Source organism: Jannaschia sp. 2305UL9-9 (assembly GCF_041403465.1).
Classification (GTDB): domain Bacteria; phylum Pseudomonadota; class Alphaproteobacteria; order Rhodobacterales; family Rhodobacteraceae; genus Jannaschia.
Genome location: NZ_JBGEHM010000001.1, coordinates 655,972 through 668,574 on the forward strand (window position 1 = coordinate 655,972; position 12,603 = coordinate 668,574).

The following is a 12,603-nucleotide window of genomic DNA, read 5'->3' on the forward strand; positions in this document are numbered from 1 at the left end:
ACGTGCCTTGCTAACCCACAGGGCAAGCGCCCCCTCTGCGGCCAGCCTCGGAAGGCTCGGGTCGCCACGACCGATCGGTTGTCGTGCTCGGTTCGGGTGGCAAACGACAGTCGACTTAAACTGCCGCCCCGACACCACCCGCATGAGACCACGTGTTTTTGCCCCGGATGTGCTCTATTCTCGTGCCGACACCGATCTGGCGGAGCTGCGCGGATTGCCGCTTTCGAAACCATGCAGTCACTTGCAAGCGCCCCCGGATCCCTTGAGACGCCGCCCAAAAGGACTCATCCATGCCCCGTCTGCTCTCCGCCACGGCCCTGCTGGCCCTGTTACCGACCCTGCTGGCCGCTGAAACGTTCAGCGCCGATGTCTGGGCGGACAACTGGTTCGACATGCGTATCGACGGGCAACTTGTTGCCGAAGACAGCGTGTCAATCACCACGGAACGGTCCTTCAACGCCGAGAGTTTCACCTTCGAAGCAGAGCGTCCCTTTACCATCGGTCTGTTCGCCCGCGACTTCATCGAAAACGACACGGGTCTCGAATACATCGGAACGCGGCGCCAGCAGATGGGGGATGGCGGCATCATTGCACAGATCACGGACGCGGACGGGGCCGACGGTGGCCGTCACCAATGCGGACTGGCAATGCCTCGTCATCCATACGGCCCCGATCGACAAGACCTGCGAAAGCGAGAGCGACCCGGTAGCAAGCCAAGGCGCCTGCGGGTTCGAGATCTCGGACCAGCCTGACGGTTGGGACGAGGCGGATTTCGATGCCTCCGACTGGCCATCGGCAAGCGTCTTTCCCGCCGCCGATGTGGACCCGAAGGGTGGCTATGACGGGGTGACATGGGCACCGGAGGCCGCTTTCATCTGTGGCCCCGATCTGGAACAGAGCAACTCCATCCTCTGCCGCGTCACCGTCGAATGAAGCCGCCGCTGAACGAGGGGCACCGAATGATGCGCTTTCCCCGCCTTTCGACCGCAACCCTGCTGGCGGCCTGCGTGCCCTTTTTAGCCGCCGCGCATGAGGATCATTGCACGGCGGTTGCTGATTCCGTCTCTGCCGCCGGGTTCGACGACCGTGTCGCCGTGACCTGCACGGACACCCACGCCATCATCCGGTCGGACACCTATCCCGATTATGAAATGATGACCGGCATCACGGGCACGAACGAACAGGTGCCGGTGCCGGGCGACTATGCCGCCCCGGTCATCCTTGCGCCGCGGATGGGGGACATTCCACTGACGCGGGATGCCGCGCTTGGCGTTGCCGTGAATGGCGTGCCGATCTACGACTACACGGGGGGCGGTGAGATGAGCCAAGCCGATCTTGCCCATCATCAGGCCCAGCACGACACCGTGCAGACCGGACAACTGGACGTCTGCGGCGGGCATGCCGGGCGGGGCGATGACTATCACTATCACGCCGAGCCGACCTGCATGATCGCGCAGATGGAAAATGCCGACAGCAGCCCGATCATCGGCTGGGCCTTCGACGGATTTCCGATCTACGGTGCCCTTAACCCGGATGGGTCCGAGATCGGGCCGGGCACGTTGGACATCTGCAATGGACAACCGGACGCCATCTTCGGCTATCGCTATCACAGCTCCGTCGAAGCGCCCTATATCGTCCAGTGCCTGATGGGCGTCGTGGCTGATTTCGACGCCCTGCCCCGCGTCTCACCGCTGATGGCCGCCGATGGTGGTGGCGCGGCGCCCGGTCGCCCGCCGCAGGGTGGCGTCGAGAATCTGACGTTTTCGCAGGACGCCGCCGGACGCCGGAGCATGGATTACACCTACGAGGGCGAAGCCTACTACATCCGCTATGCGCCGTCGGAAACGGAAGGGTGCTACGACTTCGAGACCCGCACGGTCACGAATGATGGACGGGAACAGACTGGCCAATTCTGCCGTTGAGGGGCACTTGTCGCCGCAAACCGATCAGCACAGGAAAACACGCATGACCAAGACCGCATTCGCCTCTTCCGCCTTCGTCGCCCTGATGGTCGCCGGAACGGCCCATGCCGATACCGTCGAAATCAACCTCGTCGACATGCTCGACAATATTCAGGACGGCTATTGCGTGGATATTTCTGGCGGCCAAGGGTCGCAGGCCGACCCCGCCGACGGGCTTCAGGCGCATACATGCTACAGCCCCTCGGGCGAGATCTTCGTGGATCAGGGGTTCGACTCCGAAAGGTTTGCCGACGGCACCCTCTACATGCCGTCCTTCGATGTCTGCGCCGAGGTTGCCGCGCTGCAGGAAGGGGCCGCGATCGGTCTGGCCGCCTGTGACGAAAGCGCCGAGCAGACGTTCGTGTTCTCGGGCGAAGGCACGATCGTGCCCGCCTCGGCGGCTGACCTGTGCGTCACCGTCGGTGACGACACGCGTTTCGGTCGCAGCGACACCAACCAGATAAAAGAGCTGTCCCTGCAGGCTTGCTCGGACGACCTGGCCGCCAGCCAGACCTGGAGCAACCGCACCGCACCCTGACGCAACTGTTCCGGTCAGGGGGCCGATCTTCGACGGTCGCCCCCCTGACCGGACTGCCGGTGTGGGATCAGCTTGCCAGCCTCTGTTCGGCCAGGGCGACCCAGTAGGAACAGCCGAGCGGTATGATCTCATCGTTGAAGTCGTACTCGGGGTGGTGCAACCCCGGCCCCTCGCCGATGCCAAGCTGAATGTACGCGCCCGGACAGGCCTGCAGCATGTAGGCGAAATCCTCCCCCCCCGTGGTGCGCGGCGCGGCGCGATCACAGGTGCCGGCCACGGAATCCGCGACGTCGGCACAGAAAGCCGCGTTCTCCGCGTGATTGGACATGACCGGATAGGGCACTTCGGCCATTTCGAACGTGGCTTCGGCGCCATAACTTTCGGCGGTCAGGCGCACGATGTCCTTGATCCGCACAATCGTCTCTTCCCGCACGCCCATGTCGAAACTCCGCACGGTGCCCCGCAGGCGCGCGGTTTCGGGGATGACGTTGAAGGCGTCGGATTCCGTCTGGAATGATGTAACCGATACGACCAGCGGCTGCTGCGGATCGGTGTTGCGCGACACGATGCTCTGCAATGCCATGACGATGGCCGAACCGACCAGCGTGGTGTCGATCGTCCTGTGCGGGCGCGCGGCGTGGCCGCCCCGTCCCGTGACATCGATGCGGAAACTGTCGACCGCCGCATAGAACGCCCCTTCGCGCAACGCGAATTGCCCGAAGTCCAAAAGCGGCGAATTGTGCAGGCCATAGACCTCGGAAATGCCGAACCTGTCGAACAAACCGTCCTCGACCATGGCCTGCGCGCCCGCGCCGCCCTCCTCCGCCGGTTGAAAGATCACGGCGACGGTTCCGGTGAAACGCCGCGTTTCACACAGGTATTCGGCCGCCCCGAGCAGCATGGCCGTATGACCGTCGTGCCCACATGCGTGCATCTTTCCGTCGACGGTCGACGCATGTTCGGCGCCGGTCGCCTCCTGTATTGGCAGGGCATCCATATCGGCGCGCAGGCCGATGGTCCTGCCGCCTGCGCCGCCCTGGCCGTGGATCAATCCGACCACACCGGTGCGACCGATCCCCTCGACCACCTCATCGCAGCCGAACGCGCGCAGCTTGTCCGCAACCACGCCGGACGTGCGGTGCGTGTCGTACAAAAGCTCCGGATGGCGATGAAAGTCCTGACGCCAGGCCGTGATTTCGGCGTGGCGTTCGGCAAAACGGTTGCGGATGGGCATGCGAGACCTTTGCGTGTTTTCAAGGTTTTCGACATAACACGGCCTCGACGAAAGATGCGCAAGGGGTGACCCCGCGGGCAAGCCGTGTTCCCGGTGCGTATGCCCGGTGAATGCTTGGCTATCGTCGTTGGATCGACCCGCACCCCTTCCGGCTTCAGCCAAGGCCAAAATCAATCCTCAGAACAACTCCGGCGCATTTCCCTTCGTCTCCGGCGCGGGTGTGCCGGTCACGCGCGTGTTTTCAAGTATTCCGACCACAAGGCGGCCGCTTGTGGGGTGGAACCGGATGCGACGCGCGCGGTTGCCCCCGACGCTGACCCCCAGAACGGGGATCCCCTCCCGATCCAGATAGTCGAGACAGGCCGTGGCAATCGCGTCACCATGGCGTTTCCCGCGCAACAGCACCTGCGCGCCGCCGGTGACGCGCGCGGCCAGTTCGGACCGCAATACGCCCTGCCGCATCAACCCGTTCACCAGCGTTTCGACATCCGCGATGACACCCGCCTGCCCCATCGGGCCGGCGGTCACGTTCTTGTAGATGTGGTTCATGCCGCCCCATCCACCGGCGCGGTCGAACAGGCAGACGGAGATGCACGAGCCGAGCGTTGCGACCAGCTCCAGCCGGGGGTCGTCGGACACATGCATGGCACCCTGCGCAACCTCGACCTGATGCGTCACGGTTGGCGCGGTGCAATCGTCATGGGTGTCGCGTTGGGGCAAACCCATGCAGTGCTCCGTCAGATAGTGGCGTGCGGCGCCATCGATTCCGCATGGCGTCGTTTGTGCTCCTCGCAAACTGAACCATGGGTTTGAAGATTTGGTTAAGCGCGCCGTGACGGTCGACATCTCACCCGATCGTGACTTGGTCGGATCCGCGCCGCCCCTTAAGCCGAAGGCAGATCTCTGCCGGAGAAATGCCGATGACAGACCTTTCCCTGCCTGCCAGACCGTCCCGGCGTATCCTGCTGACCGGCGCGGCAGCCGCGATTGCCGCCATCAGTGCAGGCGCGGTTTTCGGGCGACGGGACCGGTTCGACGGGGCAGAGATTTCGCCTGACGCAGCACTGGACGCGATCCGGACGGGTGAATTGACCATGATCGACATCCGCCGCCCCGATGAATGGGCCGCGACCGGCATCGCGGAAGGGGCCTACCCCCTCGACATGCGGCGCGACGATTTCGTCGACGCCCTCGCCACCCTTGTGGAAGGTGAGCGGGACCGACCCATTGCCCTGATCTGTGCGCGTGGCGTGCGTTCCGATCGGATGAGCGCACGGCTGGGACAGGCGGGCTTCGAACGTATCATCGATGTCCCCGAAGGAATGCTCGGCTCCTCTGCCGGGCCGGGATGGGTCGCGCGTGGCCTGCCGGTGGTGCAACCATGAAGGGGGTGGTCGCTGTCATCGTTGCCTGTCTTGTGACCCTGCCCTTTTCGGCGCAGGCACAGACCTGCGGGCGCGACGATGATGCCTGTGAAACGCCGATGGGCAGCTATCGTATTGCCCTGCCCGACGTGCCGGGACAGGATCTGCCTGCGGTTCTGTTCCTGCATGGCGCGGGCGGGACCGGTCGCGGAACGCTTAGCATGACGGGCACGATCGACGCGATCACCGACCGGGGCTATGCCGTCATCGCGCCCGATGGCCTGCCTTGGCGACCCGGACGCCGCGGGGGCATCTGGTCCTTTCTGCCCGACGCGCAGCGCGAACAGCGCCGCGATGAAGGCGCCTTTTTCGCCGAGGTCATATCGGATGCGCAGGCGCGTTACGGAATCGACCCGGACGCGGTTCTGCTGGCCGGGTTTTCCGCCGGTGGCTTCATGGTCAACTACCTGGCCTGCGAAACGCCGGACGCTTTCGCGGCCTATGCGCCAATCTCGGGCGGGTTCTGGCGTCCGCATCCAAGCGACTGTGCGGGCCCGGTCAAGCTGTTGCATACGCACGGGTTTCGCGACTCGACGGTTCCGCTCGAAGGCCGACCGCTTCAGTCCGGTCAATGGCTGCAAGGTGACATCTTCGAAGGTCTGGGCATCTGGCGCGCGGCAAACGGATGCGCGCGGCCCGATCCGGATGGATATGCCAGCACGGACCAGTTCATGCGCCGATACTGGGAATGCCAGCCGGGGTCGGCCCTGGAATTCGCGCTGTTCCCCGGGGGGCATGGCGTGCCCGCGGGTTGGGCCGACATGGCCCTCGACTGGTTCGAGACCGTTACCGCAAGCCCGGAAGAGGCCGGGACGACGGACTGACGCCCTATGCCGCCACGGGTCGATGATCCGGTCGCCGAACGCGGCCGCGCAATCGTCGGAGCAGCGGCATCTCGATCACTTCGGTATACCAGACCGAAAACGCGAGGATCGCAATCTGCGTCGTCAGCATGACACCGATCGCAAGCACCGGATCAGCGGGGGCCAGCACGAATAGCAACGCCAGACCGATATTCTGATGCAACAGGTAGTAGGCGTAGGAAGCCCGCCCCGCCCGCGCCACGGGCGTCGCAGACAGCACCGGTATCCGCCGCCTAGACAGGATGACGAGAGGCGCGCCAAGACAGACAAGCGACAGCCCGACAAGAACGTCCGCCGAGGGGGCGGCATAGGCGAACGCCTGCAGAAACCCGGCCGCGAACAGTGCCACGGGCAAGGGACCGGCCCCGTTGGCCCGCACCGCAGCCAGGGCGATACCCATCGTGAAGAACGGCTGATACTGACTGAAAAGCAGACGCAATACGGCGTGTCCTTCGGGAAGCAAGAACAGGTGCAGCATGGCCGTCGCGCCCGCAAAACACGCCCAGCCCACGAGAAAATGGCGGCGCAGCCCGAAATGAAGGACAGCGGCGATCGCATAGAACCGCACCTCGACCCACAGGGACCAGTAGGCCCCGTCCAACCACTGCAGGTCTGACAGGCCGATGATCTTGCCCGCATGCAGGGGCGGAACGAACGTGAGGCTGATCAGGTATTCGACCCAATCGCGCGACAGCTCCGCCGGGCCGAACAGCGATGTCACCACGAAAGTCAGGGTCGCACAGACGAACAGCGTCGGCCAGAGACGCAGCACGCGCAAGGCTGCGAAGCTGCGCAGGTTTTCGCAGCGATCGAGGCTGAGCGTGATGACGAACCCGGATATGATGAAGAACAGGGACACACCCAGACCGCCGACCGCAGCAAGCGGAATCCAGGCCAAGGCATCGCCATAGGGGATCAGGTTGTCGCCCTTTCCGGCGGGCGTCCAGAAAACGGCATAGTGATAGATCGCGACCCACAGGATCGCGACCATCCGCAATCCGTCGACGGCGGCAAAGCGGTCTTTCTCGGTCATCTGCCCCACTTTCCTCATTCCGCCGATACCAGGGCCGCGTGATACAGGCCCAGCAGTTGATCGATCCACGCGTCGGGCGTTTGCGCGACACTGTTGCGACCGGAAAAGCCCGCCATGCTCATGGCCCTGATCTCGTCGTTCGGACGGGCCGCGAACCGACGCAGGTCGGCAGCGAGGGCATCGGTAGAGCCGACATCGATCGACACGCCCAGCCCCGCATCGCTGATGTCCCGTGCCAGCAGCGCCACGGAGGAGATCGCGACCGGCAGGCCGCTCAGGCTTGCCTCGGGTGCCACGAGGCCGAAGGGTTCCGTAAAGCGGGATGGCATCACCAGTGCGCGGCAATCCCGCAGCACGCGCGCCATGTCGGCCTTGCCGACCCAGCCTGTAAAATCGACCTCGGGGTAGTCGCGCACGAGATCGGGACGTTCATCGACCGACCCGACGATGCGCAGCGGCACCCCCGCCGCCCGCGCCGCCTTGCACAGACGTCCGACGCCCTTACCCGGCTCTGTGCGGCCAAGAAAGACGAACCGTTGGTTGCGCTCTGCCTCGATCCGTTCCGACAGAAGCGCGGTCGCCGGGTTGCGCACCGTCCGTAGCAACTGCGCCGGCACACCCCCGCGCACCAGACCGTCGGTCATCCCCTCATGCAGTTGCAGGATACCGGCCCAGTTTCGCCCACCGCCCAACACGCGCCGGACCCTGACCTGCCGGGCGGCACGCCACGCCTTCTGGGCAAAGGACCGTTTGTCGCAAGCCGTCGCAAGACAGGCGGCCGACAATGGCGTCCGTGCGCAGGGCGTGCCGCTGCCAAAGTCGAAATATGCGCCGTTCGGACAGGCCAGGAAAAAGTCGTGCGCATGGATGAAGGTCCGCGCCGCAACCGGAGCCAATGCATCGATGACCGATGGTGACAGGATCTGTGCCCAACCGTGAAGATGATAGACCGTCCGGGGCGTGTCCGTCTCGGCGATGATACGGGATACGCGGTCAAGGACGCCTTGATCGTAAAGCCCCTGTCGCATGACCTTCAATCGTCCGCGCGATCGCAGGGACGCGCCGCCGAGGGGAATTACCTCGACCCCTTCCGCCTCCAACGCGCCATCGTCGCCCCCGTCACCGCAAATGTAGGTGACCGCATATCCGTTCGCGCGCAGCAGACGCGCCGACAACAGGGCAAGACCGGTCGCGCCGCCACGGGCGACGCCGGCATCATTTATGATGACGATACGCATGGCCTGGGGCGCGGGGCGATCCGCCATCACAGGTCGCGCACCCGCGTGGGCGTCAGGCGCCCGCGCAACCCGTCGGCAAAGGCCGTCAAATTGCCCATCAGTCGCCCCTTGCGATCTATCCAGGGCTCCGGCCACAGCATCTTGCCGAGGTTCGCGCAGACGTTGCGCGTCATCAGGCGATAGGCCTTGCGCCGCGTGATCGTGCCGTTGCGGATCAGGTGAACCGGATTCGCAATCTGCGAATAGCCAAGCGGCACCCCGCGGGAGCGTCCCTTCTTGGTGCCGAGATGCACGCCGAACAGCCCGTCGAACTTGACGATGCGTCCGTGGCTCGCCATCCGCCGGGAAAAATCGACGTCTTCCAGCCAGCCGTACATCGGCAGATCGGTATCGAATCGAATGCCGTGGCGCCGCGCCGTATCGACCCGCACGACCATGTTGCAACCATAGGCGTTGTAGACCGGGTCGACCTGCGTGCCGCCCGCCTGTCCCGCACGATCGAGAATCAGGGTGCCTTCATCGTGGTTCAGTCCGGGCCCGCCGATCCCATCAGCAAGCACCTTGCCGGTTGCCATGGCGATGTCTGCGTTCGTCGACAACAGGTCCCGGATGGCCGTGATCGATCCGTCGCCAAGAAGGAAATCATCGTCGAGGAACAGGATGATCGTATCATCCGGCACGGCTTCGATGATGCTGTTTCGCTGTGGGCAGGAACCGCGCGGCCCCCTGATGACCGTGACATCCGGTCCGAAGATCGCCGGACCGTCGGGCCCATCGTCATCTTCCGGCAGGCAGACCCAGATCGCATCCGGCCGATCCCGCAGTGACAGGGTATGCGAAAGGGTCTGACGCACGACCGTCCCGCGCCCGGCGGAGGCTATTCCGACGATGACATGCATGACACTCGACCCAACCGTAACAGGACGCCCGACACTGAGCGCACCTGATTCCTAGCACGCGCCGGAGCGTTTAAATACCACGGCGGGGGTTTTGGCGATGATGGCAAGGTCGCCCGCAAGGGACCGCGTCGCCACATAATTGACATCCATCGCGACGCGCTCTTCGAAGCTGACGGTGCTGCGGCCACTGATCTGCCATATTCCGGTCAGGCCGGGCCGCACCGCCATGTAGGCCGTCGCGCCGGTGCCGTAGCGGACCAGTTCGGTCCGTGTGACGGGCCGCGGACCGACCAGCGACATGTCCCCGCACAGAACATTCCACAGTTGCGGCAACTCATCGATCGAACTGCTCCGCAGCAGGCGACCAAACGGCAGGATCCGGGGGTCGTTGGACAGCTTGTGTGTCTCGTTCCACTCGGCCAGGGCTTCCGGGTCCTTGCTCAGCACATCCTGAAGGCGCGCTTCGGCATCGCGGACCATCGTCCTGAATTTCCAGCATTTGAAGGTCCGCCCGCCGCGGCCCACACGCTCGTGACCGAAAAAGAAGGGCCGGCCGTCGGTGACCATGATGGCCACCACCACGACGGCAATCAGGGGCAGCAGCATCAGAAGGGCCGCCGCGACGAAGACACGATCCAGAAACGACTTGATGACACCGGGCCGCTTGAGCCGGCGCTTTGCGGCAGGGTTTGCAGGGGGTGTGGATTCCAGCCGATAGGTATCAACTGGTTGAGCAGACAAATTTGACAACATTACCTAAAGGGATGCCGGGCATCCCCTCCCTCGTTCAAAACAAAACCGTTCTACCGCAGCCACTTTTAAGACAGATTCTTGCCAAATTTCCAGAAAAAGTTAACGTGTCGTTAACAACTCAGTGTTTCGAAATCAGAACCAACAAAACGCCTGTTTACGGCGGCAATGCTGAAAATCCGTGCTTGTTGACGTTGATTCGGAAACAATGGCGATTTTGATCGGCATTTTCCAAGTCTTGCAGTAGACGTCTGCGGACATCCCGTGCCACGCTCTGGCACGGGCCGACCCTGATCGAGCGAGACTTTGGCGAATCCCCTCTCTTCCCCCTCGGCCGGTTCCTCTTCGAAGCTTTTCGGTGCAGGGGCTTTGACAGCGGCTGAACGCGTCATCGCGCAGTTCTGCCAATTCTTCGTCTTCATCGTCGCGGCACGGATGCTGGGCCCTGCGGAGTTCGGCACCTACGCCCTCGTGTCCGCCTTCGCGATCCTGCTTTTGCGCGCGTCCGAGGTCGGCTGGGCCCCCTATATCATGAGTTGGGCCGGCGATGCCGCTGTTCCGCGACAGGTCCTGACCCTTGCCGCGGGGTGTGGCGTGGTCTTCGGCGCCATCGGGCTTGCGGCATCCGGCGTCGTCGCGGCGCTGGGAATCGATGCGGAAATCGTCATCCTTATCCAGTTGTTCAGCGTCTGGGTCGCGATCGCGACCCTGTCTTCGGCACAGAAGGGCATGATGGTCTGGCAGAAGCGACTGCGCCTGTCGGCCCTGTGCGAAATCGCCGGCGAAATCGTCGGTCTGTGCGTCTCGCTTGCGACGCTGCTGTCGGGCTGGGGCGTGTTGTCGATCGCATTTGGCAGGCTCAGCTTTCAGACGACGCACCTCGTGCTGTCCTTTCTTGCCACGCGGACATGGCCCGCGCTGGGGTTCGAGGCCCGGATGCTGACAGAGCTCTGGGTCTTTTCGCGCCACTTCTTCGCTGCGCGGATGTTGGCGAACATCAAGCTTTATGCCGCCACCTTCATCATCGGTGGCGCATTGGGTCCGACCGAAGTGGGGTACTTTCGCGTGGCCGAACGCCTCGTCGGCGCGGTGGGCGAGGTGATCGCCGTGCCCGCGCAGCTGCTCAGCTGGGCTGTCCTGAAGGACGCACGCGATGGCGACGCGACCTCGGGCATCGGCGGGGCGCGCATGAAAACACAGCTGATGTCCTTCATCCGGTTGCTCTGGGTCATCAGCGTGCCCCTGTTCGTCTGGCTTATCGTGACGAGCGATGTCCTGATCGAAGACCTTCTGTCTTCGGAGTGGTTGCCGGCCGTGCCCCTTGTCGCGCTGCTCGCCATCTCGCGCCTGCTGACAACCTCTGCCATCGCGACGGAGCCTCTGCTGTCCCTGACCGGACAGTCCCGCATCCTGCCGCGCCTGTCCCTGACCATGCTGGTGATTGCCGTGGGCACGACCCTGTTGGCCGTGCCCTTCGGTCTGTACGCCGTTGCCTGGGCCCAGGTCGTGGGGGCCCTGCTGTTGCTGGGCGTGACCCTGTACATCTTCCACCGCTTCGCAAAGGTCACCCCGCTGGAGTTCATCCTCGACATACGCGGCATCGTGGCCCCGTTGGCGGTGGCCATCGCGGCGCTGCTTCTGGCGGATCATGCCCTTGCGATCTACACGCCGATCCCGCCCCTGTTGCAGACCGTCCTGTCGGCCCTGTTCGCGACCGGCATCTACATAGCGGCCCTTGCCGTTCTGGCGCGTGCAACACTGCGCCAGTTGATCGGCCGTGGCCATGTCCCGCCAGTGAACGAGGTCCAGACATGAAGGCACTTCTGAAGCACGGGCTGACTTCGCTTCGCAACAAAGGCACCGTCGCCAACACCCGATTGCGCATGGCACTTGGCCGTTCGCCGCGCTTTGTCGGCGCATATCCGACCCGCGCCGAGGCCGCCGCCGCGCTGCCGCCGACGGATACGCGCGGGTACGATGACCCGGCCGTCTCAGACGTGTCCTTTCCGCAGATGTGCCAACGGGAAACATGGGACTATCCGGTCATCCACTGGCTGTCGCGGATGACCGAACCGGGCAGCCGCGTCCTTGATGCGGGCGGCCACATGGGCACGAAGTACATTGCCTTTGCCGACCTTCTCGACCTCTCACAGGTGCGCTGGACCGTCTACGACATGCCCAGCATCGTCGCCGCCGCACGGCGAAGACAAGGGGACGGCAGCGTCCCGGCCGACTTGTCCTTTGTCGACACGCTCGATGCCCTGCCCCCTTCTGATGTGCTTCTCGCGTCCGGTTTGTTGCAGTATCTCGACATTTCCCTTGCGGATCTGATTGCGCATCTGCCGGAGAGACCGGACCAAATTCTGCTCAACAAGGTTGCCTTGCGGCATGGGCCGACCGTGCACACGCTGGAACGTATCGGGTCCCTGCGCGTCCCCTATCAGATCCGCAGCTGGACAACCTGGGAGGAGACGCTTGCCTCCCTTGGCTACGAGGTTCTGGACCGCTGGCAGATTGCCGACCTCGGCCACGTCATTCCGACACATCCCGGACTGGGGCGCAGCGAAAGCTGGGGCTTTGCCCTGCGGCGCGCGACCTAGGCTGTCCAATGGTCGGCCGCGGGGCCGCCATGACATCCGGTCAGACAATTTTTATATGTTATC

Annotated in this window: 13 protein-coding genes; 7 read left to right on the plus strand and 6 right to left on the minus strand. The window is 64.0% G+C overall.

Annotated features, from left to right (window positions below):
* The first annotated feature begins 290 nt into the window (after positions 1-290).
* The 3 genes from V6N07_RS03260 (at position 291) to V6N07_RS03270 (ending at position 2,499) form a co-directional block, all read left to right on the plus strand.
* Entirely contained in the window at positions 291-752 is a 462-nt protein-coding gene (locus V6N07_RS03260) for a hypothetical protein (RefSeq protein WP_371154012.1), read from the plus strand.
* Positions 753-959: 207 nt separating this feature from the next.
* Positions 960-1,922 carry a YHYH protein gene (locus V6N07_RS03265; protein WP_371154014.1) on the plus strand — a complete coding sequence of 321 codons (963 nt, stop codon included), beginning with the start codon at positions 960-962 and terminating at the stop codon, positions 1,920-1,922.
* A gap of 43 nt (positions 1,923-1,965) precedes the next feature.
* Complete coding sequence (locus V6N07_RS03270) at positions 1,966-2,499, plus strand: ricin-type beta-trefoil lectin domain protein (protein WP_371154016.1); 534 nt, start codon at positions 1,966-1,968, stop codon at positions 2,497-2,499.
* 67 nt (positions 2,500-2,566) lie between these two features.
* Here V6N07_RS03270 and V6N07_RS03275 read toward each other — a convergent pair whose 3' ends face one another.
* Both V6N07_RS03275 and V6N07_RS03280 read right to left on the minus strand, forming a co-directional pair.
* Positions 2,567-3,733, minus strand: a complete 1,167-nt coding sequence (locus V6N07_RS03275; RefSeq protein ID WP_371154018.1) for a M20 aminoacylase family protein — start codon at positions 3,731-3,733, stop codon at positions 2,567-2,569.
* Positions 3,734-3,910: 177 nt separating this feature from the next.
* On the minus strand, positions 3,911-4,459 hold the full coding sequence (locus V6N07_RS03280; RefSeq protein ID WP_371154020.1) for a chemotaxis protein CheD: 549 nt from the start codon (positions 4,457-4,459) through the stop codon (positions 3,911-3,913).
* 194 nt (positions 4,460-4,653) lie between these two features.
* Between V6N07_RS03280 and V6N07_RS03285 the strand changes: the two genes are divergently transcribed.
* Together V6N07_RS03285 and V6N07_RS03290 are read left to right on the plus strand one after the other, a co-directional pair.
* Positions 4,654-5,118: a rhodanese-like domain-containing protein gene (locus V6N07_RS03285; RefSeq protein ID WP_371154022.1), complete on the plus strand. Its 465-nt coding sequence runs from the start codon at positions 4,654-4,656 to the stop codon at positions 5,116-5,118.
* On the plus strand, positions 5,115-5,981 hold the full coding sequence (locus tag V6N07_RS03290; protein ID WP_371154024.1) for a PHB depolymerase family esterase: 867 nt from the start codon (positions 5,115-5,117) through the stop codon (positions 5,979-5,981). The genes V6N07_RS03285 and V6N07_RS03290 overlap by 4 nt, the downstream gene beginning before the upstream one ends.
* A 4-nt stretch (positions 5,982-5,985) precedes the next feature.
* Here V6N07_RS03290 and V6N07_RS03295 read toward each other — a convergent pair whose 3' ends face one another.
* Genes V6N07_RS03295 through V6N07_RS03310 form a run of 4 tightly spaced genes read right to left on the minus strand, consistent with a single transcriptional unit; the run spans position 5,986 to position 9,931 of the window.
* Entirely contained in the window at positions 5,986-7,053 is a 1,068-nt protein-coding gene (locus V6N07_RS03295; protein ID WP_371154026.1) for an acyltransferase family protein, read from the minus strand.
* A gap of 14 nt (positions 7,054-7,067) precedes the next feature.
* The gene (locus V6N07_RS03300; protein ID WP_371154028.1) at positions 7,068-8,318 is read right to left on the minus strand and encodes a glycosyltransferase family 4 protein; all 1,251 of its coding nucleotides are present in this window, start codon (positions 8,316-8,318) and stop codon (positions 7,068-7,070) included.
* Positions 8,318-9,190, minus strand: coding sequence for a glycosyltransferase family 2 protein (locus V6N07_RS03305; protein ID WP_371154030.1), 873 nt, complete (start codon positions 9,188-9,190; stop codon positions 8,318-8,320). The genes V6N07_RS03300 and V6N07_RS03305 overlap by 1 nt, the downstream gene beginning before the upstream one ends.
* A 51-nt stretch (positions 9,191-9,241) precedes the next feature.
* Positions 9,242-9,931, minus strand: coding sequence for a sugar transferase (locus V6N07_RS03310; RefSeq protein ID WP_371154032.1), 690 nt, complete (start codon positions 9,929-9,931; stop codon positions 9,242-9,244).
* 378 nt (positions 9,932-10,309) lie between these two features.
* Between V6N07_RS03310 and V6N07_RS03315 the strand changes: the two genes are divergently transcribed.
* Entirely contained in the window at positions 10,310-11,755 is a 1,446-nt protein-coding gene (locus V6N07_RS03315; protein ID WP_371154034.1) for an oligosaccharide flippase family protein, read from the plus strand.
* Positions 11,752-12,540 (plus strand): methyltransferase, TIGR04325 family, encoded by a 789-nt coding sequence (locus V6N07_RS03320; RefSeq protein ID WP_371154035.1) that lies wholly within the window; start codon positions 11,752-11,754, stop codon positions 12,538-12,540. Before V6N07_RS03315 ends, V6N07_RS03320 begins: the two co-directional genes overlap by 4 nt.
* Positions 12,541-12,603 lie beyond the last annotated feature (63 nt).

Excerpts from the sequence above, each read along its gene's own strand:
- V6N07_RS03260 (WP_371154012.1), top strand. The coding sequence starts at position 291 with ATGCCCCGTCTGCTCTCCGCCACGGCCCTGCTGGCCCTGTTACCGACC.
- V6N07_RS03265 (WP_371154014.1), top strand. The coding sequence starts at position 960 with ATGATGCGCTTTCCCCGCCTTTCGACCGCAACCCTGCTGGCGGCCTGC.
- V6N07_RS03270 (WP_371154016.1), top strand. The coding sequence starts at position 1,966 with ATGACCAAGACCGCATTCGCCTCTTCCGCCTTCGTCGCCCTGATGGTC.
- V6N07_RS03275 (WP_371154018.1), bottom strand. The coding sequence starts at position 3,733 with ATGCCCATCCGCAACCGTTTTGCCGAACGCCACGCCGAAATCACGGCC.
- V6N07_RS03280 (WP_371154020.1), bottom strand. The coding sequence starts at position 4,459 with ATGGGTTTGCCCCAACGCGACACCCATGACGATTGCACCGCGCCAACC.
- V6N07_RS03285 (WP_371154022.1), top strand. The coding sequence starts at position 4,654 with ATGACAGACCTTTCCCTGCCTGCCAGACCGTCCCGGCGTATCCTGCTG.
- V6N07_RS03290 (WP_371154024.1), top strand. The coding sequence starts at position 5,115 with ATGAAGGGGGTGGTCGCTGTCATCGTTGCCTGTCTTGTGACCCTGCCC.
- V6N07_RS03295 (WP_371154026.1), bottom strand. The coding sequence starts at position 7,053 with ATGACCGAGAAAGACCGCTTTGCCGCCGTCGACGGATTGCGGATGGTC.
- V6N07_RS03300 (WP_371154028.1), bottom strand. The coding sequence starts at position 8,318 with ATGGCGGATCGCCCCGCGCCCCAGGCCATGCGTATCGTCATCATAAAT.
- V6N07_RS03305 (WP_371154030.1), bottom strand. The coding sequence starts at position 9,190 with ATGCATGTCATCGTCGGAATAGCCTCCGCCGGGCGCGGGACGGTCGTG.
- V6N07_RS03320 (WP_371154035.1), top strand. The coding sequence starts at position 11,752 with ATGAAGGCACTTCTGAAGCACGGGCTGACTTCGCTTCGCAACAAAGGC.